Raw genomic sequence first — 25,287 nt, forward strand, 5'->3', positions numbered from 1 at the left:
AAAAGCTGACATATTATAGTTACTGAAGAAAAATCGTTTCTATATTTTTTGAAAAAAATGGTCTTATCAGATGTAGTAATTATTATTTCTAAAATACTACACTTGGATACTGAGCAAAGCTTCGCTTCTTTAACTCACACAACCATGGGATCGTTAATGATTAAATTTAGTATTAGAGAGCTTCCTAATATTGGAAAAGGAATATAAAACTAAATGAATGGGGATTCCGTACTTATGTGTTTCTAAACACGTACCAAATATAGATATTTTACCACGTCAATATGTACGCTTAAACCTCACAAAGTATACGGTTAAAAAAATCAAAAACAAGCCGAAAAACCAAAATACTGAAAACCAGCAACATAACTAATTAAAAAAGAAGGCGGTATTTATTTTTTTACTTTTTTTTAACATTGATATCGCTAAATCTAACCTTAACTAAAGGCTTTTTTTATGTTTATAAAACAAGAAAACAACCTGCTATGCTCTTTTTCTAACTTTTAGCAGCGGAGGACAGTTATAATTATTGATTTATGTAAAATAATTATACCCTCATGTTAAATGCAAACAATATTATTCTACGATAAAGTAATTTGTACTATTTATATACACTCCGTCATTAGTATACCCGCTGAGTTTGATTTCATATTTCCCAGGCACATCAGAAGTATAAAAGTTTACCGTTTTACTTTCTGAATCTAGTATAAACTCGGGATCCCAAAATAACTGCACTCTATAATCCGGAATTCTGTCTAACTTTTTATCCGTATAATCAGGTGTATATATCTTTTTATAAGGAGTGATCCCTTGTAGTTCGACTTCTTTGATATACTCCCCGTTTAGTATAGGTTTGAAGTCTCCTTTTTTAGTACTTACAGCAATTATTCCACTATAAATCTTCGGACCATATCGATATGATTCATTTACAATCCGTATACTTTCTACTTTTTTAGGATCATAATCGACAAGCTCTTTAGCATTTTGAATTAAAACTCCATCTATTAAAATTAAAGGATCCATTTTACTAAACAGAGACCTATCTTTATCTGTTCCTGTTGTAATCATCACAAACTTTTCTCCTTCTTTCCGCTTTCGAATCCCGACATTTTCTATGATTTCTACAAAGACTTCTTTCATTGTAGGAAAATGATTATACTCTGATAGCACATAGTTTTTTCCTTGTAATTCAAAAAATGGTGTTGTTTCTTTTTTCTTTTCCGCGATCGTCTTTTTTGTGTCGTAATAGGCATTTTCTATTTGTAGTTGAATACTCCTTTTTTCTAACCAGTTTTTAATCGTTGCATCCAATATAACAGGAGTTTTCTTATCTTCTTTCTTTTGACGAAAGACAACCGTATTCACTTCTAATGAGTAATCGTCCCTATCTTCTTCATGCACTTGAAAAATACTATTTGCCTTGGTATAATCTTCAGGAACTACAAAAAAGAAATGTCCTTTACTATTTGTTTTTGCTAATTTGAATATGGTATTATCTCCGGAAATTGTCAAGGATATTACTTTATCTTTAATACTTTTATCAGGGCGAGATGTTTGTATATAACCTGAAATAATCTCTCCCCGGATTTCTGGAACAAAGAAATTAGTTTGTTCATTATTAAAAGGCTCATTTATCTCTTCTTCTGAGTATACGTTTATTGGAGCAACTTTTCGAACGGATAAAACGCTAGATTTATTGACCTTATTCATATTCTTAAAAATAAGCTTCACTTTTTCCCTGGGTTTATATACTTTTTTATCCGTTTCTAAACCAGCTACTTCATCATATTTCCTTTTTACAGATATCGTGTCCCGCTCAATACTTGTTTTTACTTCTGTTATTCCTTTTTCCTCCTTATCCATTATCAATGGAGTTTTTTTAAAAGGGTTTATCAAGTATATCGGACTCTTCGCATATGGGGCTTTAGTATTGTTTAGCGAAAAGTTAGTATATGCTATCAAATGGTATTTTCCTGTTTTTAATGTTCCCGGAATAAAATAAGCTCCTACAGATTTTCCGTCTTTCAATTTTAATCTATGTTGAAAAACGATGGAATCACTTTCATTTCTCAACGATACATATCCAATAGTACTTACTACTTTTTTCCTAACAGGATTAGACATACTAAATATTTTATATAGTAGTTTTTCTCCTGTTAATAATACTTTATCATTCGTAATTAATTTTGGAGATTCTCTTATCGTAAACTGATCCATATTGACTGTAGCTCTATCGATACTCACTTGAGCAGATACAAAACTACATGTCCAAATCAACCCTAAAAATATATATTTCGTACTCATAATTAATCTTTCCAAAAATCTGGTTTTGTTTCCGTTGATATATCCGTGCAGACAGTACATAGCTCTTGCATGAATATTGGATCTCCTGTCATTGTAATCTCTATTACCTGAAACCCTGAATTCAGCAAAGAAATAATTTGCAATCGCTTTTCTGGTACCACTTTTACACAATCAGCTATAAAATCAGGTTCTTCTATATTGAGTTCTAAATGGTCAAAAAATATTCTTTTCATGGAAACAGGAGAAATTTCAAAATACCCTAACACTTTTTCATCTGGATTATTTTTAGAATTGATGTTTCCTGGTAAATACCCTGGCTGACTCTGAGTCAAAAGTCCTTCTACACTTCCTAATTCCTTCATTTTTTTATAAAATGTATATGCTTCAAGACTCTGAATATATTGTTTTACCAAAATACTATATCGTTCTTTGATCATGATACTATTTTTATCAATCTTCCTCACTGGAAACCGATATACCCGATTTTCATTTAATTCAGAAGTTGCTGTTTGATTAATTCCTTTAGAATACTTTGTTTTAGAATAGCAGACTTTATCCCAAACTCTTAATTTATAATCTATATCAAAAGTTAGAGCTATTGAATCATAATTTTTGATTGTTGTAATATAAGATGACGGGTATGGAGGTTGAACTTTATAGGTTTCTTCATATTCATACCTAAAATACTTTGCCTTTCCTGTTTTATCATAGCTATCAACCAAAACCTGGACTTCTTCTTTCCCGTTTGTAGCAATTACCTCTGGATATACCCTTTCTATTGCTACTGTTTGTGGCGTTTCTACTGTTTCAGATTTGTATTGATTCCCATCTGAAGTACGTATTGTCAATGTATACATAGTACCAGGCATCGCCTTAAATGCTTTATCTGAGACATACGCTTTTGTACTATCCTGAGAGAATGTAAAAACTTCTCCGTTGCTCGCTTCTACTATCACATCTGCATCATTTTCATAGATAATATCTTTACCTTCTAAAGCAGAAGTTCTGGTTAGTTTCACCACTTGTTTTTTTACTTCATTAGTGATACTACTCTCTACGACTAAAACATCCGTAAAATCAAAAGTTTTTATCTCAAAAGGTTCTGTACAAGATATTTGTAAAAATGATAAAATGACACAAATCGGAATTATTTTTATAATTTTCTTCATTACTTTCTTAGAACTTAAAATTATAGGTAATTGTAGGAATTGGAACAGAAAAAATAGTTGTTTTATACGCCTTTATGTCTCCTCCTTTATTGACAAAGAATACAGAATAAGGGTTATTTCGTCCTAACACATTATATATAGAGATATTTACAAAGCTATGCGCCAATTTATTTCGCTTATGGTTCCCTTCTATATTAATTCCAATATCTAATCGGTAATAATCCGGAATTCTAAACTGATTCCTATCACTATATAATACCTGTTCCTGTCCTGCAAATGTAAATTTCCCTATGGGATAGGTAACCGGTCGTCCTGTCTGATATATAAAATTAGTAGAAATACTATAGCGTTTCGTTATTTTATAGTTTGCTACTAAAGAGAAATCATGAGGTTTATCAAAATTAGAAGGGAAAAACTCTCCATTGTTTACGCGTTCTTCGTCAAGCTCACTATCCAATTTAATCATTGACCTAGAATAACTATACCCTAAATGTCCATTAAGCCTTCCTTTTGTTTTTTTGGCTAAAAACTCAACTCCATATGCCTTTCCTTCGCCCTGTAATAAATCGGTTTCTAAATTATCATTTAAAATTAATTGGGCTCCAACTTTATAATCTAACAGGTCTTTCATCTTCTTATAATATCCTTCTAGACTAAATTCCAGGTCTTTATCCGGAATATTCTTAAATACTCCTAATGAAAATTGGTTTGCTGTCTGGGGAGCTATATTAAGATCAGATAATTTCCAGATATCCATAGGAGACATCGTTGTATTCGTAGATAATAAATGTAGATACTGCGCTGTACTGGTATAGCCAGCTTTTATCGAGAAATCATTTCCTAACAAATATCGACCTGAAATTCGAAATTCAGGGTTCCCATAAGTTTCTATTACTTCATTCGATTTATAATCTCTCACTTCGATAACCGTACCTTCATTTTTTGGCTCTCCTGGAGCGTATTTTTTTTGAGTGGAAGCTCCTAATGCTGCATAAATAGAATATCTAATTCCTATATCTAACAAGAGTTTTTCGTTTACCTTGTAGAGGTCTGAAATATACAAGGCTGACTCTAGTCCCTTTTCACTTGCTATCGTTTTAGGAACAATATCTGAACCTTCTCCAACTGGAAATATTCTTCCTGGATCTATATTGTATAATTTACTACTTACACCATAACTAATCTTATGTTTCTCGCTATGGTCATAATCAAAATTAAACTTTAGTTGTGTCTCATTTAATGTGTACCCGAAGTCAAAGTTCTGATTTCCTCCTCCTTCATGCAAAATGTTATATTTATACTCGCTATTGACTAAAATTGCATCAAATCGATTAGCATCATTAAAACTATGACTCCATTTCACAGACCCTAATCTATTGGAATATGTCAATAAAGAATCTTGTGTAATACTGAATCTATCCTTGCTGTAATACAATGTAGCTTGTACAGCGTTATTATTGTTAATTGTATGTTTATATTTCAAAATACCGTCATAAAAAGAAGCTTCACTATGTTTCAATGCTTCTTCATCTAAATTTCGCAAGATATAATCTGAATAGGTAGCTCTTACTCCGGCAATAACTGAGGCTTTTTCTTTTACTACTGGTATTTCTAGCGCCAAATTCCCTGTTACGGGACCTATTGACCCTTCTCCCGCTATCTTTTTTGTATTTCCTCCTTTTGTTTTTATGTTAAATACTGAAGATAATCTTCCACCGTATTCTGCAGGTATGCTTGCTTTAAATATATCCAGACTAGAGGTTGTAAAAGGGTTTACCGCAGAAAACAACCCTAAAAAATGAGATGGATTGTACATAACTGCATCATCTAACAAAATTAAGTTTTGATCAGCTCTTCCTCCTCTTACATTAAACCCATTTGCCCCTTCTCCAACAGTTTTAATTCCCGGTAAAGTCGTTGCCACTTTTAATACATCTCTTTCTCCTAATACCAGAGGAATAGTTTTAATTTCTTTTACTTTAATTTGGTTTGCTCCTACAACTGCGTCTTTTACATTCGCATCTTTTTTAGATTCAATTACTACTTCATCCAGTGCTTCCGCATTTTGCAATATCTTCAGATTTAAAGTTCCTGTCCCATAGAGAATTACTTCCTGATACAACTTTTCATATCCGAGTATATTTGTTTCTAGCTTATTATATCCATATGGCAATTGAATCCTATACCTTCCGTTCTTATCTGTAATTGCATATTTTAGTTTATCAGTTGTATGAATGGAGACATTTGGTATTGGTTTATTGGTTTTAAAATCCTGAATAACCCCAGAAAGTTCAAATGTTTTTTTTGAGATATTCAACTGTTGCTTCCCTATAGTTACTAGTTTATTTTTTCTGCTGACAGAAGTAGTTACATACGCTTGCTGAAATATGGGGATATTATCCTTTTCTTCCAGCTTCTGATTTTGCTCCTTCTCTTCAAAAAAGCTTTCGGGAAGTTTTGCATAAATAATACTATTGTTCAATAGTATTATTCGATCATCCGTAAAATAAAAGTTAATATTTGTCTCTTCAAATATTCCTTTTAGCACATTTTTTATCGTTTCCTGATGATATTTTTTGGTTACTTTATAGCTTTTTAGCCAATTTTCTTCAAAAAAGAATTTTTGATGTATTTGACGTTCTAATTCCAAAAGCGCCTCTTGAAGAGGAGTATCTGTAAATTCTATAGAAATCTTCTTATTCTCTTGGCTGATTGCAATAAAAGTAGAAATACAAAAAGTAAATAAAATTGTTATTTTTTTCATGAATGTAAGGAAAATTAAGTGCTTCTATCCTAGTTTATATATCCTTCGAGATACTTTATCAAACTGACCATAAAAGCATCCAAATCTTTTTTATACACTTCTTTATAACTTTTATAAAAGCTACGAACTTGACGTTTTTCCAATTCAGGAAAAACAGAAATAACATCTTTCGGCGTATCTATACGATTATACGTGTTTTTATAATATACTATATATTTATTATCTCCTTTGAAGCTGTATTCTATTTTCTTTCCAATAATTTTTCTGCTTACTCTTTTAGCTTGTTTTATATAAAGTGTAAGCTCCTCTCCAACATATGCTTTCTCAAAGAAACCGTTATTCTCAAAGGGCATTGTAGTGTTCATCAAACGAACAAAATCTCTCCCCTCAATGGAAAAACTCGAAATATTATCAGGTAATAATTTGGTATTAAAAACACTCATATTGTCCGCTGATCTAATGATAACATTATCCTCTAAAAGGTCATATTTCAATAACACTTCCGGATAAAATTGTTCTTCGTACACTATAGTTCCTAACACATAACCTTGATGTTTAAAAAATCGATTACTCCCATCTGTATACAGAAACAGGTCTCTAAATTCTGTTCCATTATATAAGCTTGTATTAGCTAGCCCCATAAGTTGATCATAAGCCGCATATACTTTTTCTTTGGACTGTTGCGAAAATGACAGAAAACCGATACACATAAAAGCAAGCAATAGTAACTGTACTTTTTTAGTTTTCATTTTTTGATTTTTTTTGTGAAATTTCTTCCGAATCTACATATTTAACTCAAATTTGTTATTGTTTTTGCACAAAAAACAACAAACATTAACACACTTTAACAGGACTCATACAGCGCAGACTTAACGAAAACCTTTTCGTTATTTTTTAAATTAATCCCTCTTTCATCAATTTATTTTTTATTTTAACATTCTAAACATCAAAACATAAGAATTAAAAAGTTCACCCATATACCATGAAAACTTCTTACAATATCTTTCCTACCTTATTTTTCTTTTTTTCTTTTTCATTATACATATCTGCACAAGTAGAGATGAAGATGGATTTTACTACCCCATATGGGAATAATCCTATAGCTGGAAAATATGTAACGGTAAACGGGGCTAAAATCTATTATGAAGAATATGGAACTGGAAAGCCTATGTTTTTAATTCATGGAAACGGAGGTAGTATAAAAGATATGGGAAATCAAATTGATTATTTCAAATCTAAATATCGAGTAATCATTGCTGATAATCGGGGACATGGAAAATCTGAACTAAAAACAGACTCTTTAACCTATACTCAAATTGCTCATGACTGGAGCGAGCTCGCAACCAAACTACGCATTGATTCTATCCACATTATTGGATGGAGTGATGGAGGGATCGTTAGTTTATTAATGGGAATTTACCACCCAAGCAAAACAAAAAAAATCGCTGCAATGGGTGCCAATCTTCGACCAGACACAACAGCCGTGTATCCCTGGGCGGTTAATTGGGTAAAAGACACCCGAAAATTGGTTGCCCAAAAAATAAAAGACAAGGATTCTTCCCAAAACTGGGAACAACAACGACAACAGCTCGGATTATTAGGGGATCAACCCATGATTAGTATTGCTTCTTTGCAGACTATTTCTGCCCCTGTACTTATCATTGCGGGGGATAAAGATATTATACGAGAAGAACATACTGTAGAAATGTATCAAAATATACCAAATGCACATTTATGCATTCTACCTGGAGAAACTCATTTTACACCTGCTACGGACCCTGATACATTTAATAAAACAGTAGAAACTTTTTTTAACAAGCCTTTTTCTCGACCAGATTCTGATTGGACCAAACAAAAAAAATAACCTGACATTTTATGCAGGTTATTTCCTTTAAAAAAAGAAATATGTTAGTACCACTGATCACTAACAGCCGTGATTTCTTTTTTGGCTTTTTCCAATATTTCAGAAAGACGATCTCCATATTGTTGTAAACCAAATGCGCTAATGTGCTTACTTGGTATACCAATAAATTCCAGATCCGTTTTTATCAATGGAGTAGCATAATTCATGCTATCTAATGGAGGCACCCCAAAGTCACTCCCCGTAGTCATAATCGTTAGGGCTTGTTTTCCCCTACATAACCCCACATACCCTTCTTCTCCCAGCATAAATGTCTTCCCTGTCTGGATAATAGCATCAACCCATGCTTTGACTGTAGCCGGTAATGAGAAATTATACATAGGGAATCCGATTACAATGTAATCCGCTTCCAAAACCTGTGATACCATCTTATTATTTTTTTCTAAAACCTGCTGCTCACTATCAGATAAAGACTCCTCTGTATAATTATCTTTAAAAATTAATCCAAGGTTTTTTTCCAATAACAAGTCCGGAACTTCTTTTGTCAGATCTAAAATCGAAAATTCCGTTTTTTCCTTATTGATAGATATAAAATGATCTATTAATTCTTTGGTATTGGAACCTTCTCTTGGCGTATACGTTACTACTAGTGTTTTTTTCATGTATGTATTTTTGTGCGCTTATTAATTAATACATAACACCCTCTTTTAAATTATCAGAAACGATTAAAAAGGTGCAATAGTTTTCTTTTCAATACAATATTAAAACTTCTAATCATATAATTAATATTATATTTGTTTACTCAAACCATAATATTTGTTATATGATTAATTTTGAATGGTACCGAACCTTTAAAACAATCTATGAATGTAATAGTATCTCAGAAGCTGCAAAATTGCTTCACATGACACAACCTGGAGTGAGTAAACATTTGGCTGCTTTAGAATCCAGAATAGGCAAAAAACTATTTATCAGAACAGCCAGAAAAATTCTTCCTACAGAATTTGGAAAATTTTTATACACTCAGATATATTCTTCGGTTTCTGGATTAGAAAAAGCAGAAGCTACCTTTAACAAAAAAGGAAACGAGCATTGTCCTTCTATTGTTATAGGATGTCAATATGAGTTTTTTAAAAGCAAATTACTCGATCTTATTTCTTCACTGGACATGTATATCACTGTAAAATTTGGCATCAATGAAAATTTAAAAAATGCACTCGAAATAGGACAAATCCATCTGCTTATAGGAACATACAGATACAATACATATCCTCATATTTTTTCTCCATTAACTACTGAAAAATTAGTGCTCATTGCTTCGAATGATCTCGAAGTTCCCGAGGTTATACAAAATAACCAAGCAGGACCAAAAGCATTAGAATCCTGGTTAAAAGAACAAAATTGGTTTGCGTTTGATAATGAACTTCCTTTTATCAGAATGTTTTGGGAGCATCATTTCAAAAAGCGTCCTCCTATCAAAGCCAAAATTGTTTTCTCTTGTTTTGATGGAATTATGCAAATTATGCAAAAGACAAAAGGTGTCTGTATTCTGCCATATCACTCTTTCGCTAATGAGCTCAAAGATCAGAAAGTAAAGTTAATTTCTCCCAGCCTGGAAACAACAAATAATAAGCTTTTTTGTGCCCATAAATCAACCAGTGAAAATTTATATGAAATACGATTATTTAAGGAGCGAATGGGGCTAGAACTCTGAAATTAAAATTTCCATTTCTGCTTTTCATTGTATCAGGGCTCTATAACCGGGTAACCCAAATGAGCAAAAAGGAATCTTTTTTAGGGGATTTATTTTTTAAAAATTTCATTAAAATAAGCAAGAAGAATTCGTTTATAATATCTTTATTAATTACTTTTGCGCAGTACTCTCTAAAGCCTCATAAAAACTCGTTATCCCCATTTTTAGCCTAGCTTATGAGAAGATCATTAATAGCGATTCTTATTAGTATACCCACTCTCACCAATGCACAAGTAATTGCCTTCGAAGAAATTGATGAATCCGATATAATCAATCGAAGCTCTGATGTTATAGAAGATTATGAAGGCGTCTATCAATTTGGTAATTCTGAGACCGCATCAGAAATTGTATTGTTATTTAATGGTCATTCTATAATTGCCCAAATCAAATCCGGATCTTGGAATACAGAAAAGAATCAATGGGTAGATACTTTCGAAAACTTAACGAATACTAGTATTAAGAATGGGGTCTTCTCTTCTGATCAATATCAAGGTCGTTTCATTACCTATATAAAAGAAGGAAAATACCATTATGGGCTGAAAATAAAAAACCCCTGGACACAGGGAATCTCTGAAGGACAGTATGAAATTGGTTTAAAAGAAACCGATGTTTTTTATTTTAATGGAGAATATACCGAAGCATCTATAAAAGATTTATCCGAAGATCACCTCAAAAACCTATCCAACAAGGAATTACAACTCATGAGAAATGAGATTTTTGCACGTTACGGGTATATTTTTAACTCAGAAGGAGAAATGGATATTTATTTCAAGTCAAAAAGCTGGTATAGACCACAACACGAAGATGTCACTAATTTTCTCACTAGCATTGAACGAAGAAATATCCAACGAATCCGTAATTTAGAACAGGAAGAATAACACTAAAATCTGATTTTATGGAGTCATCAAAAAAAACAACTCTTTATTTTTATGTTACTGACCAAGTGCATTTACTAGATTTAGGAGGAGTTTTACATGTATTCCAGGAAGCTATTGATCTTGGGTTTCCATATCAATTAGAGTTCATAAGTAGCTCCCAAAAAATCAAAAGCTCTGCCGGGTTATGGCTCTCAGGAATCAAACTTTTTACAGAAGTGAGCCTGACACAGAATGATTTTATTTTTATCCCCGGATTCAGCAGTCATGATACAGAATTCTCTTTCCCCACTACGGCTTTTAATGATTGGCTGATAGCAAAACACAACCTGGGATGTACAATTTGTAGTATCTGTTCAGGTGCTTTCATATTAGCAAACTCAGGAATTCTTAATCATTTACAATGTACAACACATTGGTCTTTAATCGATCGATTAAAAAAAGAATACCCTACTCTACACGTAAAAAAAGATGTTCTTTTTACTGAGGAAAATCGCATCTATACCAGTGCAGGCATTGTTACTGGTATTGACCTGGCTCTCTATCTTATAGAAAAAAGACACGGAAAGGAAGTTGCTATTAAAATTGCTAAAGAACTGGTTGTTTATAAGAGGCGTAAAGGAACTGAATCTCAAGAAAGTGTGTATCTCCAACATCGCAATCATATAGACGAAAAAATTCACATGGTTCAGGATTGGATCATTCACAATCTAGAAAAAACCGCGACCATTAATGATTTGGCAGCATTGGTAAATATAAGTCCTAGAAATTTAACTCGTATTTTTAAAAAACAAACCGGGACTACCATTGCAGCATATCGTACAAAAATAAGAGTAGAAAAAGCAAAAAGCCTACTCATCCATTCAGACCATAAGATTGCCTACATTGCTACTTTATGCGGTTTCAAAACGACTAAACAACTACAGCATATCTTAAAGAATCACCTTTAAACCTGTCCCGAAACTCCCCCCTTTTGTCCTTTTAATCCTCTGTCAATACTCCTAATTTTGTTTCTATCAAAAGAACAAAGTTATGTTATCAAAAAATCAAAAAACACTCCCCGTTTTATTACTAATCGATATCCAAAAGGGATTCGATGATATTGCATATTGGGGCGGAGAACGAAACAATCCGACTGCAGAAGAAAACATAAAAAAAATTCTCGATCTATGGAGAGAAAAACAACTTCCTTTATTCCATATTCAACACTGTTCTGTTAACCCAATATCACCATTAGCTGCAAAAAACCCAGGCAATGAATTTAAAAATATTGTCACTCCATTACCTACAGAAGTTGTTATTAAAAAAAGCGTAAATAGTGCATTCATAGGAACAGATTTAAAAGAAAGACTGAATTCTTTACATGCAGACACAGTTATCATTGTGGGATTAACCACCGACCATTGCGTCTCCACTACAACACGAATGGCAGCTAATTTCGGATATAATACTTTCTTAATCCACGATGCTACTGCCACATTCAACAAAAAAGATCACAATGGACAGCTATATAGTGCTCAAGAAATTCACGATACTGCCATTGCGAGCCTTCATGAAGAATTCGCAACAATCCTGAATACAGATACACTTCTACTAAAAATAACCTCATCATAAGTGAATACTTTTTTTAGAATTCAATTGTTTTTATAATTCCTAAAACAGCAGAAATAATGTACTCTACACCTATCGCTATAACAATAAAGCCAATAATTCTAGACAAGCCATTAATCCCGGAAGCACCGAGCATTTTTACGATCAGGTGAGAGCTTTTTAATATTCCATAAATCGTTATAGAAGTAAATATAATAGCCCCTGCAATGATCAGGATATCCTGCACCCTGATATATTCCTGATTATACGTGATCAATAGTGAAATTGTTCCTGGACCGGCTAACATCGGAATCGCCAGAGGAGTTAGAGATATTTCTGACCGGGAATTAATATCATCCTTTACTCCTTTTTTCTTCATCCCCTTATGTTCTGCAAATTTTCCTGTAAGCAAAGCAAAACCCGAAGAAGTAATAATCAGTCCTCCTGCGATTTTCAGAGAACTAAGGCTAATTCCAAAAAACGTAAGAATATATTTACCTGCAAAAAACGATAAAAATAAAATCACTAAAACATTTACAGCGGTCCAGAAAGCAATCACAGATCGTTCTTTTTTTGAAAGATCTTTAGATAACCCCACAAACACCGGAACTGTCCCTAAAGGATTCATTATTGAAAACAACGCTCCAAAAGCATACACAAATAACTCCATTTTTTTTTCGCGCAAATTTCGCTGCATTATCAATAGCTATAATTCAATAAAAAATCAAAATTTAATTAAATAAAGGTTAAGAGAAACCAATAGTGGTTATTTTAAAAAACTGTTCATTATCTTAGAGATAGATTAGCGCTAACTAATATAATTCCACGAAATTAATTCATTCAAATGCTGCTCGTAGCGACATTGATTATCTATATTAGCCAACTCAAAAAACTTAACACAAGATGTACCTTAATTTAAACATTAGTAAATGAATATTATAGATCTATCAAAACCCATCCAATATAACAAGACCGACCCTTGGTTTATGAAAGTAAAAATCAAGCATAAACCACACAAAAAAGCAAAGTGGTTACTCCGATTTTTAGGATTACCTTTTAGACTATTCCCTAAGAATTTTACTGGATGGGCTGATGATACTATTCAGAAAATGGGTGTACACTCCACTACCCATATTGACGCTCCCTGGCATTATTCCCCTACCTGCAACGGAGCTCCTTCCAAGACAATCGATGAAATTCCTCTCGAGTGGTGCTATGGTGACGGAATTGTTATAGATATGGCACATAAAGCTGATTTTGATGAAATTACCGCTGAGGATCTCCAACAGTTTTTACAAACACACGAGCTTACACTTACTAAAGGAATGATTGTTTTAATAAAAACAGGAAGAGATAAATTCAATGGAACTAAAGACTTTCATAAAATAGGTACAGGAATGAGTGCAGAAGCCACAGAATGGCTAATTGATCAAGGAATAAAAGTCATGGGAATTGATGCCTGGGGGTGGGATCTCCCCTTGCCTTATTTAATACAAAAAGCTAAAGAAACAAATGATTCAGAACTTTTCTGGGAAGCACATTTAGTGGGGCAAAGAAAAGAATATTGCCATATGGAACAATTAGTCAATCTGGACAAACTCCCATATACAGGCTTTAAAGTTGCGGTATTTCCTCTAAAAATTGTAGGAGCCTCTGCAGCACCTGCCAGAGTTGTTGCCATGATTGAATAATCAATTTTATCACCGGCACACCTTATATGAACACAAAGGCATTTATACTTTTATAGTTTTTTGTTATTATTATATTAAAACAATCGATTTTGTTTATACGTATTAATACTGTAGTTTTGAAACTATAAAACAACAAGTTATGGATGCGAATAATAAAAAACTAACATCAGTATCGGGGAAACCGATTGCTGAAAACCAAAATGTACAAACAGCAGGAAAAAGAGGTCCTATGTTATTACAGGATGTATGGTTCCTGGAAAAACTGGCGCACTTTGACAGAGAGGTAATCCCTGAAAGACGAATGCACGCAAAAGGTTCTGGGGCATACGGAACCTTTACTGTCACTCATGATATCACCAAATACACAAAAGCCAAAATATTCTCGGAGGTCAATAAAAAAACAGATGTTTTCCTTCGGTTTTCGACAGTTGCCGGAGAAAGAGGAGCTGCAGATGCAGAAAGAGATATTAGAGGATTTGCCGTTAAATTTTATACAGAAGAAGGAAACTGGGACTTAGTAGGAAACAATACACCTGTATTTTTCTTACGTGATCCATATAAATTTCCAGACCTAAATAAAGCAGTAAAAAGAGATCCTAAAACAAACCTTCGAAGTGCTAATAACAACTGGGACTTCTGGACATTATTACCAGAATCTCTACATCAAATCACTATGACCATGAGTGAACGAGGGATCCCTAAAACTTATAGGCATATGAATGGCTATGGTAGTCATACATTTAGTTTTATCAATCATGATAATGAACGGTTTTGGGTAAAATTCCATTTCAAAACAGCACAGGGAATTGAAAACCTAAGTGATCAGGAAGCTGCAGAAGTTGTCGGAAAAGATAGAGAAAGTCATCAAAGAGACTTGTTTGACAGTATCGAAAATAAAGATTTCCCAAAATGGAATCTAAAAGTGCAAATTATGCCGGAAGCAGAAGCCAAAGATTATCACATCAATCCTTTTGACTTAACTAAAGTATGGCCACATAGTGATTATCCGTTAATTGATGTTGGTGTCTTAGAATTGAACCGAAATCCCGAAAACTATTTTGCAGAAGTTGAACAAGTAGCTTTTAACCCGGCGAACGTTGTCAATGGAATTGGTTTCTCCCCTGATAAGATGTTACAAGGTAGATTATTCTCATATGGAGATGCACAACGATACAGATTAGGAGTTAATCACTACCAAATCCCTGTTAACGCGCCTAAATGTCCTTTCCATAATTATCACAAAGACGGAGCAATGAGGGTAGATGGAAATGAAGGAGCTTCTGTTCATTATGAACCTAATAGCTATGGTCAGTGGAAAGAAGAAAAATCACATGCAGAACCCCCATTGGCCTTAGAGGGAGATGCATACCATTGGAATCACAGAGAAGATGAAGATTATTATTCGCAACCTGGAGCTTTATTTCGAATTATGACCAAAGAACAACAACAAACTCTTTTCGAAAACACCGCCAGACAAGTAGGAGGTGCTGAACGATTTATTCAGGAACGCCATATAAGCAATTGCTTTAAAGCAGATCCTGAATATGGGAAAGGAGTAGCAAAAGCACTCGGTATTAAAATTACCGAACTGGATCTCGTATAAGAGCTCTCAATCATCTAAATTCGATTAAAGGTATTCAATCAGTATTGAATACCTTTTTTTATACCATATAATATCCATCTATGACATTATAAGAAAAACGTATATATAATAGTTAGGAATCCTAACTATTATATATACATTCGCATTATAACTTAATAACTATAACCCATGACAAGCAATTCTTTATCAAAACTACATGTTGTTTTATACATTGTTTCTATGTATTGCATATCAAGTTTTGCAAGACAACAAACAAATGAACATGAGTCCTTTTCTACCAGCGAGGACTTAAAGATCATTGCAACAGAAGTACAGTATGATCAAGCACTGGAACAGCTAATTTTTTCAATACAGGTTAAAGGGACTGCCGGACAAACAACCCCTATAACTTATGGAAAATTAGACGGAGCCCCTGTACTGGGATATGTATTCCCCACTACCCTCTCTCCTATTGATGTTGGATTCTCAGCTACTACCGGTATTGTTGCCCTAGCGATAACATCTCATCCGGATTTTGATGACACGCCATTATGGGATGAGAATTCCAATATGAATTATACCGATGATGGAATTATATGGCATCCGCACTGGGTTATTTTACAGGAAGATAAAAGAGTACCCGGAGGATTTTCTGTGAAACAATTCTCTAAAGGCGATTCATCAATAAAACTTCCTCCTACAAATCCCGGAATGCCAATGTTTATGGATTCTCCTGGGTATTCTGTACTCAAGAAAGAGAACTATATAAAAGTACTAGTTCCCAAATCCAGAATAAATAACAAGACACAATTCTCTTTTGATGCTGTCACTGCTTATATGCAAGTAAACACTTCTAAAAAGGACATTCCAATGCTTGGGGTTTATAGTGTATATAGCATAGCGTCAACCAACCTTTCACTTCCATATACTGTCACTATTAAATAATTATTATAAATCAATGTTATGAGTAAATCAATTTTTTATCACGCCGGATGTTCTGTATGTGTTAGCGCAGAGCAAGACCTATTATCATTAATTAATCCTTCTGAAGTTGAGATTGTAAACTTTGCAGAAGACACTTCCAGACTTCCAGATGCAGAAAAAGCTGGAGTACAATCAGTCCCTGCACTGGTTACCCCTAATGGAAATGTACTCCATATCAATTTTGGAGCATCTTTAGCCGATGTAAAAGGCTAATCAACAATAGGGTTGCCAAAAAATCTTTAGCTGATTCTTTGGCAACCAACTTTTTAAACAATTTTAAATAAAAGAAAAAATGAAAGTATCAGTATACGACACCTATGTACCTAAAAATAAATCTGTAATTATGCATTTTGATATTCTTGTTGAAGAAAATACGCCTGTAGAAAAAGTATATGAATATGGAAAAGCATATTTATCTTCAAAAGGGGTGTCTGACATTGGTTTAACGACCTCAGCTTGCAGGTTTTGCCACATAGAAACGGCCCCGGAAGAAATCGAAAATCACATTAAAAAAAATAATTTTTATATTATAGAAATGGAAAATTGTTAATCCATTTATAACAGATGATTACATTAGCACTATGACATTATCCGATTTGTATTTTGAAGAGGAAGGGACTATTGACCTTAATGATATCACTTTCGATGCTGAAGGAAAGGAAAAAATAGATCAGTTTATCAAAGAATATTCCCATGCAGAAGCCTTAAAACAGTATAATTTACCTATTAACAATAAATTATTTTTTTTCGGACACACGGGTTGTGGAAAAACAATGACCGCAAAAGCGCTTGCTAAAGCACTTGGTAAAAAAATTATCGTCGTTAATCTTGGAGCAATTGTTTCTTCTCGTCTTGGAGAAACCGCTAAAAATATCACTACACTATTCAAAAAAGTGACCCGGCAAGGTTCAATTCTGTTTTTGGATGAATTTGATTCTTTAGGAAAAATCAGAGATTATGACGATACTGATTCCAGTGAGATGAAGCGGATTGTCAATACACTAATCCAGTTAATCGACTATCTCCCGGATAATGCAATCATTATTGCTGCTACCAATCAATCTCATGTCATTGACACAGCATTGCTGAGAAGATTTGAAATTAAAATTCATTTTCAACTCCCTCATCACCAATTATTAGACTCTTATTACAACCATATTCTGGATAAGTATCCAGCGAAATTCAGAAATATCAAACGAGAATATGACATCTCTTTTGCCGAAGCTAAAGTGCTTGCTATAAATGCTGTCAAAAAACAAGTCATTGAAGAGGAAGAGAAAAAGAAAGCTGCTCTGATCAATATAAACATCACGAACTAATATTTTTGTACTATGGATAGTATCTTTAATCCCAATGCTGATGACATTACGAAGAAGATCATCGTATCTCTGGAAAGAATTTCTCAATCTTTTCGGGTACTTTTATGGGAACAAGCCAAAGAATATCGATTAAGTCCTATCCAAATACAAATTTTGATTTTCTGTATGTTTCATCCGGCTGAAAAAAGGAAAATCGGGCATCTGGCATTAGAATTTTCTCTAACAAAACCAACGGTTAGTGATGCCGTAAAATCACTAGAAAAAAAAGGGTTGATTCTCAAAATTAAAGAAGAAGATGCCCGAAGCTATTCCATTCAATTGACAGAGAAAGGGAAAGAAATTACTGAAAAAACAAGCCATTTTGCTAATAGCATGGAAAAAGGGCTTTCTTCTCTTTCTGTAAATGAGAAAAATACTTTTTTTATGAGCCTGCTACAAATGATTCATTCACTAAACAAGCAAGATATCATTACGGTACAACGCATGTGTTTTACTTGTTTTCATTATCAAAAAGAGAAGGACAATCATTATTGTACGCTTATCAAAAAACCATTAAAAACCAAAGAACTCAGGGTCGACTGCCCTGAACATCAAGCCATTTCTACATGAAAAAACACATCATTAACAACCTACATACTATACAAAAACGCATTCAGACTGCCTGCCATAAATCTAATAGAAACCCTGAAGAAGTTCGTTTACTACTTGCTACAAAAACCGTTTCTCCTGATCGGATTCAAATTGCAATCGATGAAGGATTTTCTCTGATTGGAGAAAATAAAGTACAGGAATTAAAACAAAAGGCGAGTACCATTTCTGTCGCTAAACCGGAAATCCACTTTATAGGGCATTTGCAAACTAACAAAATTAAGGAGGTCCTGAAATGGGCACATTGCATAGAATCCGTAGACCGAATTTCTCTAGCTCAAAAGCTCCATAATCGGCTTGCTCTGGATAATAAAACACTAGATATTTTTGTACAAGTAAACACCTCCGGAGAAAAAAGTAAGTTTGGTGTCTCCCCAGAGAATGCGATCCCTTTACTCAAAGAAATATCCCAGTTCGAGACATTAAACATCAAAGGGCTTATGACTATTGGTCTATTAAGTACAAAATCCGAAGAAGTACGAAAATGTTTTAAAACACTTAAAACAATTCAGGAACAGGTAAATGCCTCAGCTATTCCCAATATAAAAATTGAAGAGCTTTCTATGGGGATGAGTGGAGATCTGGAGATAGCAATAGAAGAAGGCGCTACTATCATTCGGGTAGGGACTGCTATTTTTGGAGAAAGAGAATATCCAGACACTTATTACTGGAACGAACAGAAAACCATCATATAAAAATACAATATTTCTACAGTCAGGTATTAATATTTTTAATTCTTAAACAAAATATACACCTCTAGATAAGTTGATATATTCGGATATCAGCTTATCTTTCTTTATCCCTCTCCCTTCCTATTACTTATTAAGAACTCACAATCAAACAACTATTTTTTTTAATACAAAATTCACCCCTCAAAAGTCATAGATATAGGCAGGTTTATAATATATTTGCAATCACGATTATTAATTTTAATAAATCTAAATAAAAATATCACACTTTAACTTCTAAGTGATATTTTAAAATGTATTCTCATAAACCTAAACCTAAAAACCGTTTCATGAAATCAACAGCATATAGAAATGAAGCAGAAAAAATTTCCTTTACCGCCCTACTTAACTGTTATATTGTAGATATTCACAAAGGAGGAACTGTACTAAACTCTCTATCCAAAGAAAGTAGTTCTTTACAAAATCATTTTAAAGACACTTCGTATACAAACTGGATACATCTACCTTTAAATTTTGTCAACAAGGATATTTACTGTCCGGTTACTTTTAAATCCTTAAACAAGTGGAGATATTCTTTGCAGCTTCCAGTAATAGTGGTAGATCGGGTCTCAGATACGATTAATTTCCCAAACCTTTCTGATTTCTCTGAGATAGTATTAGAAGACCTAACGAAAGGGCAATCTACTACTAATGAAACTATGAAGGATTTCAAAAATAGCATCCTTAATAGTTGTGATAATACTGAAATGTTTCTAAAATACAGAGACCTCAATTTTAATGACATAGAAAGCATTCATGCTATAAAAACTAATTTTATAGATGCAGATCAAGCTATCATCCCCGGACCTCCGGCACATCCTGTTCCCAAAAGCAGATCTGCCATTTCTGATGATGATTTAATTAAATACTCTCCTGAAACAAAAGCTAAATTTAAAGTTCATTATTTTTTAGCACATCCGGAGTACATCCTAGAAAATAATGCAGAAGCTTCCCCTGTTTCTACCATATTGATGAAAGCGTTAAAAGATAAACATCACTTAACGCCATTAGCCAAACAAAAAATCACAGAAAATCCTACATGGAAACTTCTTCCATTACACCCTTGGGAAGCCACCTATCTGCAAGAAAATGATGATGTATTTAAAGAACTATTAGAAAAAGAAGTATTGTTCTCTTTAGGAGAAATGGGACCTGACTTTACAGCTACCTCTTCTTTTAGAACTGTATATGCAGAAGACAGTGATTTTATGTTAAAATTCTCTTTGCATATCAAAATTACCAATTCAGTACGATGTAACTTATATCAAGAAATGGTTACCGGATATGAGATTAGTAAATTAATGAATTCGGAATTCGGAAGAAAGTTTAAAGAAGCGCACCCTAATTTTGTCGTAATAAAAGATCCAGGCTATATTACATTAAAAAGTGGAGATCATATCATCAAAGGATGTAACACCTGTCTTAGAGAAAATCCGTTTACCAAACTCGATCAAAACATTTTTATGCTTGGTCAATTATGTCAGCAAGGGGTATTAGGCTACTCAGATCGTCTGCATAATATCATATCTCATATCAGTAAGCAGGAACAACGTTCTCTTTCTGAAGTATCCCTTATCTGGTTTAAGAAATACATTCATATTTTCTTAGACACAATCATATCGGTGTACAATGAATTTGGTCTTATATTCGAAGCCCATCATCAAAATACGATGTTGGAAATTGATGAAGCCGGATATCCTTATAAAATCTATTTTAGGGATAGTCAAGGGTTCTATTTTAGAGAATCTAAATCCGAAGAAGTTGCTGCCTATGTACCCGATATCGAGCTTCCTACAAAAGCATCGGGAGCAGATGATGAAGTAGGGGCCTGGTATGCCTATTACTTTTTTGCCCGAAATGTAATGGAAATCGTCACTAGTTTTGCGATACAAGATCTCATTGAAGAAAAAGTACTCTTAGAACACCTTCGTGAACGATTAGCATATTGGAAAACGAAGGATGAAACCCAATTAGCATCCTACTTATTGGATAGCGATACCTGGCAATTAAAAAGTAATTTACTAACTCGACTTAGTGGAAAAGATGAGGCTTTAAATCCTGTAGGAGCTGTAACTCATATTCACTTCCCGAACCCATTAGCAATCTAAACAAAATACGTCCTTACTTTTTTTTAAAAATCACGGAAAGCTTCTCTTTTATTTTTTATAGTAAGAGAAGCTTTTTCTTTCAGATTATCCCATATCAACGGACCTCTCCCCTATCTGAATCCAATCATTTACTTTTCTTAAAAAACAAAAATAATGCGATTGATCTAGATCAATGCATATCTGTTGTAATCACTATTTCTTTGTTGTCATTAATTCAATATGGTTATGATACTTAGAAACAACACTATTTTAATTACCGGAGGAAGTTCTGGAATTGGCTTAGCACTTGCCAAAAAATTGATTCACCAGAACAATACAGTTATTATCTGTGGAAGATCTGAAAAAAAACTTGAACGGGTAAAAACTGCTTATCCTGATATAATTACTTATTCCTGCGACTTATCCAGGCAACAAGATTGTGAATCTCTCGCGCATAAAGTAGCAAGTATTTATCCCAGGTGTAATATTATTATTAATAATGCCGCACTAGTTCACAATACCAGTTTTATGGACGACCCGAATATGATCGATAAAGCAATTACAGAAATCAATACCAACCTTATCGCTCCTATTACACTCTCTAAACTTTTTTTACCCATATTAGCTCAAAATAACAAGGCTACGATCATCAATATCACCACAGGTTTAGTGTACGCTCCTAAAGCCAGTTACCCCATTTATAACGCGACAAAGGCCGGGTTACATTCTTTTACACAAACATTGAGACTACAGCTAAAAAACACTCCCATAAACGTAATAGAAGTATTATTCCCTCTGGTAGACACACCATGGCATAAAGGTGCTAAACTCCCTTCTTTTGCAATTCAGCCAAACCAGGCGGTCTCAGAAATGATACAAGCCATTGAAAAGGGTAAAACTGAAGTTAAAGTAGGAAAAGTAAAGCTTTTTTACCTTATATCACGTCTATTTCCCTCTTTCGCCATCAAAAAAATAAATGCTAACAACTGATACATTTCATCTTATGTCTATGCATAAATTTTTCATATCACCTTATCATAATTTTATGACTGGAATCATATAATGACAAGTAGCTTTTTTATAATTTTGATTCATTCTTAATTACAGAATTATATGTTCTGTACTATGTCTTAGTATTATTTAATGCAAAAAAACACCCTATGAAAATAGCTTCTCTCCATAAAGATGTAACATTCAATGAAAAAAAACCTTCTATTTCTGTATTGTTAGAAACTGAATACGCTAAAGAAATTCGAATTGCAATGAAAAATGGTCAACTCATGAAAGAACATCAAACACCATTTCCTATTGCGGTCGAAATATTTGAAGGAGCTATCTCCTTTACTGTTCGGCAGGAAACATATCTGCTTCAGAAAGGAGATATTATTTCATTAGAAGGAGGAGTTCCTCATAGTTTATTTGCAAAAGAAGATAGTATTATCAGGCTTTCTTTATCTAAGAATGATTCAGAAAAAAGAGTTAAGGACATCGTACAATAGCATGCTTGTCTTTGACAAAAACAACACACCATTCCAAGTAAATTATTTATATGAAAAAAGTAGTATTTATTGCAGGTACCATCATCGCCCTTCTAGGATGTAATTCCAACCAGAAAGAAAAACCAGAAAGAATAACCATCCAATCAAAAAACAAAACCGAAGCATCATCGAATGATCTCGTCAGTAACACGATTATCTTATCTTCTAATGACCAGATGCAATTCGATAAAAAAATACTTCGAGTAAAAAAAGGCGAAAAAATTACATTAACCCTCCAGCACGCAGGAACCATGAGTAAAAATGTTATGGGACATAACTTTGTGTTATTACAGCAAGGAACTGATATTATTCAATTTGCCAGAAAAGCAATGAAAGCAAAGGATACAGAATACATTCCGGAGGGTGACGACGTCATTGCCTATACAAAGTTAATAGGAGGAGGAGAAAAAGTAACAATTACCTTTGATGCTCCTGCTCCAGGAACCTATGATTACATATGTAGCTTCCCGGCACATTATACATTAATGAAAGGAAAATTGATTGTAGAATAAGTACAATGATTCTAATATTGTAATAAAAGAAGTCCTATTCTACACTGTCAGATTTTCTTTAAACTAAAAAAAACACCAATTTCTCACTGCGGTTAGTTTTCAAAACATATGTTAATTAATCGCAGTTTTTTTAAATCTTTTAGACACTTCCTTTTCCCTTTACCAAATCATTAACAGTTATTTCTATAAATCACGTATAAATCTGTGAATACTTCTATACGTGAACGGCTTCATCCGCGTCTTTTTTTCTCCCTTATACGTCATTTAGTTCTTTTGTTTGGATTTAGTTTTGTGTAAAAAATTATTTAGACCAAATAAAAATAATTATGCTACTTGAAACTGAAAAAACTCTTACTCCTCTCTCAATTGACACCAAACTTCTTTTTGATGCCGATTCCAAACACGAATATGAAGATGCGATTTTTAATGCAGTACAATACATCAAAGGTTTCCTAAACAATGAGAATTTTTATAGTGGAGAAAAGCCAAATAACCTGAGAGCTCTTAAGCACCTTATACAAGCAGATCCATCATCTCCTATTTCTATAGAAGAAAGTTTAAAAGAAATTAAGACTTTATTTTTAGATCATGCAATTTCTTTTCACAATCCACAATATGTAGCACATCTTAATTGTCCCATATTAATTCCGGCACTTGTAGGTGATCTCATCGCATCTTCTGTTAATACTGCAGTAGAAACCTGGGATCAAAGCACTTCTGCCACTTTGATAGAACAAGAAATGATCAGGTGGATCAGTAATGAATTTAAGTTCCCAAAAGAAGCCGATGGAGTATTCACCAGTGGAGGAACCCAGTCTAATTTTATGGCACTCCTGATGGCCAGAGATCATTATGCGTTTAAGCACTTCGGATTAAACCTTAAGGAAAATGGATGGGCTGATGTAGTGAGTAAATTCAGATTTTTTTGTTCGGACAAAGCACATTTTAGCATTAAGAAGAATGCGGCATTACTCGGTATGGGATATAATTCGGTGATCACAATTGAAACCGATGAAAGAATGAAGATGAAACCCGAAGCATTGGTTCAGGCTATCGAAAAAGAAAAACAACACGGGAATATCCCAATCGGTATCGTTGCCACTATGGGAACTACTGATTTCGGAAGTTTCGATCCTCTTACTACCATCTCTAAAATCGCTAAAGAATACGATATTTGGTTACATGCAGATGGCGCCTATGGGGGATGTTATGTTATAACCGATACACATAAGCACTTATTAGAAAGTGTGCAATACGCAGATTCTGTAACGGTAGATTTTCACAAGACAATGTTCCAACCTGTATGTTCGAGTGCATTTATTGCCAAAAACAGACAACATTTCCGCTATGTTTCTTATTATGCTGATTATTTAAACCCATTAGAAAGCAGAGATACTGAATGTCCTAATCTCATTGAAAAATCACTGCAAACCACCAGAAGATTTGATGCATTAAAATTGTGGTTCACCTTAAAAGTTACGGGACAAAAAACACTTGCTTCTTATCTGGAAGCAGTTCATTTACTAGCTCAGGAAATCTATCATGAAATTAAGAACGATCCTTTTTTCGAAGTGATTCATGAACCCGAATTAAGTACATTAGTCTTTCGTTTCAAAGCCAAAGGAATTGAAGACAACACCATTCATGACACCATCAATTTATTTATAAAAAACACTTTATTCAAGTCTGGTCAAACATCTGTTGCCAGTACGAAATATAACGGTAATACTTATTTAAAATTCACCCTCTTAAACCCTAAAAGTACTATAAGTAACCTTATAGACATTATAAATCAGATCAAGCAAAAAGGGCAGGAATATAAAATGAGTAATTAGGCTTTTTTGCCATAACATTTTAACGATTATTTAAATTCAAAAAAATCAAA

Annotated in this window: 25 protein-coding genes; 19 read left to right on the forward strand and 6 right to left on the reverse strand. The window is 33.6% G+C overall.

Going from position 1 to position 25,287, the window contains the following annotated elements; translation table 11 throughout:
- Nucleotides 1-57: 57 nt before the first annotated feature.
- Complete coding sequence (locus HN014_RS01595) at nt 58-207, forward strand: hypothetical protein (RefSeq protein ID WP_217704357.1); 150 nt, start codon at nt 58-60, stop codon at nt 205-207.
- A 366-nt stretch (nt 208-573) separates the two neighbouring features.
- Here the strand turns inward: HN014_RS01595 and HN014_RS01600 are convergent, their stop codons facing one another.
- From HN014_RS01600 to HN014_RS01615, 4 genes are read right to left on the reverse strand one after another with little or no spacing between them, the layout of a single operon-like run.
- Nucleotides 574-2,316, reverse strand: coding sequence for a hypothetical protein (locus HN014_RS01600; protein ID WP_176027162.1), 1,743 nt, complete (start codon nt 2,314-2,316; stop codon nt 574-576).
- The gene (locus tag HN014_RS01605; protein WP_176027163.1) at nt 2,304-3,470 is read right to left on the reverse strand and encodes a DUF4249 domain-containing protein; all 1,167 of its coding nucleotides are present in this window, start codon (nt 3,468-3,470) and stop codon (nt 2,304-2,306) included. Before HN014_RS01605 ends, HN014_RS01600 begins: the two co-directional genes overlap by 13 nt.
- Nucleotides 3,471-3,477: 7 nt before the next feature.
- Nucleotides 3,478-6,234 carry a TonB-dependent receptor gene (locus HN014_RS01610; protein ID WP_176027164.1) on the reverse strand — a complete coding sequence of 919 codons (2,757 nt, stop codon included), beginning with the start codon at nt 6,232-6,234 and terminating at the stop codon, nt 3,478-3,480.
- A 29-nt stretch (nt 6,235-6,263) separates the two neighbouring features.
- Nucleotides 6,264-6,983 (reverse strand): hypothetical protein, encoded by a 720-nt coding sequence (locus HN014_RS01615; protein WP_176027165.1) that lies wholly within the window; start codon nt 6,981-6,983, stop codon nt 6,264-6,266.
- A 233-nt stretch (nt 6,984-7,216) separates the two neighbouring features.
- On the opposite strand from HN014_RS01615, the gene HN014_RS01620 reads away from it, so the two are divergent.
- Nucleotides 7,217-8,098 (forward strand): alpha/beta fold hydrolase, encoded by an 882-nt coding sequence (locus HN014_RS01620; RefSeq protein ID WP_176027166.1) that lies wholly within the window; start codon nt 7,217-7,219, stop codon nt 8,096-8,098.
- Nucleotides 8,099-8,142: 44 nt separating this feature from the next.
- On the opposite strand, the gene HN014_RS01625 is transcribed toward HN014_RS01620, so the two are convergent.
- Nucleotides 8,143-8,757: an FMN-dependent NADH-azoreductase gene (locus tag HN014_RS01625; RefSeq protein WP_176027167.1), complete on the reverse strand. Its 615-nt coding sequence runs from the start codon at nt 8,755-8,757 to the stop codon at nt 8,143-8,145.
- A gap of 161 nt (nt 8,758-8,918) precedes the next feature.
- Between HN014_RS01625 and HN014_RS01630 the strand changes: the two genes are divergently transcribed.
- The 4 genes from HN014_RS01630 to HN014_RS01645 all read left to right on the forward strand — a co-directional run bounded on the left by HN014_RS01630 (nt 8,919) and on the right by HN014_RS01645 (nt 12,337).
- Nucleotides 8,919-9,809 carry a LysR family transcriptional regulator gene (locus HN014_RS01630; RefSeq protein ID WP_176027168.1) on the forward strand — a complete coding sequence of 297 codons (891 nt, stop codon included), beginning with the start codon at nt 8,919-8,921 and terminating at the stop codon, nt 9,807-9,809.
- A gap of 215 nt (nt 9,810-10,024) precedes the next feature.
- Nucleotides 10,025-10,726, forward strand: coding sequence for a YARHG domain-containing protein (locus HN014_RS01635; protein WP_176027169.1), 702 nt, complete (start codon nt 10,025-10,027; stop codon nt 10,724-10,726).
- A 17-nt stretch (nt 10,727-10,743) separates the two neighbouring features.
- Nucleotides 10,744-11,673, forward strand: coding sequence for a GlxA family transcriptional regulator (locus HN014_RS01640; protein ID WP_176027170.1), 930 nt, complete (start codon nt 10,744-10,746; stop codon nt 11,671-11,673).
- Nucleotides 11,674-11,755: 82 nt separating this feature from the next.
- Nucleotides 11,756-12,337: a cysteine hydrolase family protein gene (locus HN014_RS01645; RefSeq protein WP_176027171.1), complete on the forward strand. Its 582-nt coding sequence runs from the start codon at nt 11,756-11,758 to the stop codon at nt 12,335-12,337.
- Nucleotides 12,338-12,350: 13 nt separating this feature from the next.
- Here HN014_RS01645 and HN014_RS01650 read toward each other — a convergent pair whose 3' ends face one another.
- The gene (locus HN014_RS01650) at nt 12,351-12,983 is read right to left on the reverse strand and encodes a MarC family NAAT transporter (protein WP_176027172.1); all 633 of its coding nucleotides are present in this window, start codon (nt 12,981-12,983) and stop codon (nt 12,351-12,353) included.
- Nucleotides 12,984-13,242: 259 nt separating this feature from the next.
- On the opposite strand from HN014_RS01650, the gene HN014_RS01655 reads away from it, so the two are divergent.
- The 13 genes from HN014_RS01655 to HN014_RS01715 all read left to right on the forward strand — a co-directional run bounded on the left by HN014_RS01655 (nt 13,243) and on the right by HN014_RS01715 (nt 25,237).
- Nucleotides 13,243-14,004 carry a cyclase family protein gene (locus HN014_RS01655; protein WP_176027173.1) on the forward strand — a complete coding sequence of 254 codons (762 nt, stop codon included), beginning with the start codon at nt 13,243-13,245 and terminating at the stop codon, nt 14,002-14,004.
- Between the two features lie 139 nt (nt 14,005-14,143).
- A complete protein-coding gene (locus HN014_RS01660; protein WP_176027174.1) occupies nt 14,144-15,607 on the forward strand; it encodes a catalase in 1,464 nt (487 codons plus the stop codon).
- 168 nt (nt 15,608-15,775) lie between these two features.
- The gene (locus HN014_RS01665) at nt 15,776-16,531 is read left to right on the forward strand and encodes a hypothetical protein (protein WP_176027175.1); all 756 of its coding nucleotides are present in this window, start codon (nt 15,776-15,778) and stop codon (nt 16,529-16,531) included.
- Nucleotides 16,532-16,549: 18 nt separating this feature from the next.
- Entirely contained in the window at nt 16,550-16,783 is a 234-nt protein-coding gene (locus tag HN014_RS01670) for a thioredoxin family protein (protein WP_176027176.1), read from the forward strand.
- 79 nt (nt 16,784-16,862) lie between these two features.
- Nucleotides 16,863-17,120 (forward strand): DUF2024 family protein, encoded by a 258-nt coding sequence (locus tag HN014_RS01675; protein ID WP_176027177.1) that lies wholly within the window; start codon nt 16,863-16,865, stop codon nt 17,118-17,120.
- Nucleotides 17,121-17,151: 31 nt separating this feature from the next.
- On the forward strand, nt 17,152-17,889 hold the full coding sequence (locus HN014_RS01680; RefSeq protein ID WP_176027178.1) for an AAA family ATPase: 738 nt from the start codon (nt 17,152-17,154) through the stop codon (nt 17,887-17,889).
- A gap of 12 nt (nt 17,890-17,901) precedes the next feature.
- On the forward strand, nt 17,902-18,498 hold the full coding sequence (locus HN014_RS01685; protein ID WP_176027179.1) for a MarR family winged helix-turn-helix transcriptional regulator: 597 nt from the start codon (nt 17,902-17,904) through the stop codon (nt 18,496-18,498).
- A complete protein-coding gene (locus tag HN014_RS01690) occupies nt 18,495-19,232 on the forward strand; it encodes a YggS family pyridoxal phosphate-dependent enzyme (protein ID WP_176027180.1) in 738 nt (245 codons plus the stop codon). The genes HN014_RS01685 and HN014_RS01690 overlap by 4 nt, the downstream gene beginning before the upstream one ends.
- Before the next feature lie 323 nt (nt 19,233-19,555).
- Nucleotides 19,556-21,373, forward strand: coding sequence for an IucA/IucC family siderophore biosynthesis protein (locus HN014_RS01695; protein ID WP_176027181.1), 1,818 nt, complete (start codon nt 19,556-19,558; stop codon nt 21,371-21,373).
- Nucleotides 21,374-21,598: 225 nt separating this feature from the next.
- Nucleotides 21,599-22,342: an SDR family oxidoreductase gene (locus HN014_RS01700; RefSeq protein WP_176027182.1), complete on the forward strand. Its 744-nt coding sequence runs from the start codon at nt 21,599-21,601 to the stop codon at nt 22,340-22,342.
- 170 nt (nt 22,343-22,512) lie between these two features.
- Nucleotides 22,513-22,851, forward strand: a complete 339-nt coding sequence (locus HN014_RS01705; RefSeq protein ID WP_176027183.1) for a cupin domain-containing protein — start codon at nt 22,513-22,515, stop codon at nt 22,849-22,851.
- Between the two features lie 50 nt (nt 22,852-22,901).
- Nucleotides 22,902-23,402: an azurin gene (gene azu / locus HN014_RS01710; RefSeq protein ID WP_176027184.1), complete on the forward strand. Its 501-nt coding sequence runs from the start codon at nt 22,902-22,904 to the stop codon at nt 23,400-23,402.
- A gap of 326 nt (nt 23,403-23,728) precedes the next feature.
- Nucleotides 23,729-25,237 carry an aspartate aminotransferase family protein gene (locus HN014_RS01715; protein ID WP_176027185.1) on the forward strand — a complete coding sequence of 503 codons (1,509 nt, stop codon included), beginning with the start codon at nt 23,729-23,731 and terminating at the stop codon, nt 25,235-25,237.
- Nucleotides 25,238-25,287 lie beyond the last annotated feature (50 nt).

It is taken from the genome of Aquimarina sp. TRL1, assembly GCF_013365535.1.
Classification (GTDB): Bacteria; Bacteroidota; Bacteroidia; order Flavobacteriales; family Flavobacteriaceae; genus Aquimarina; species Aquimarina hainanensis.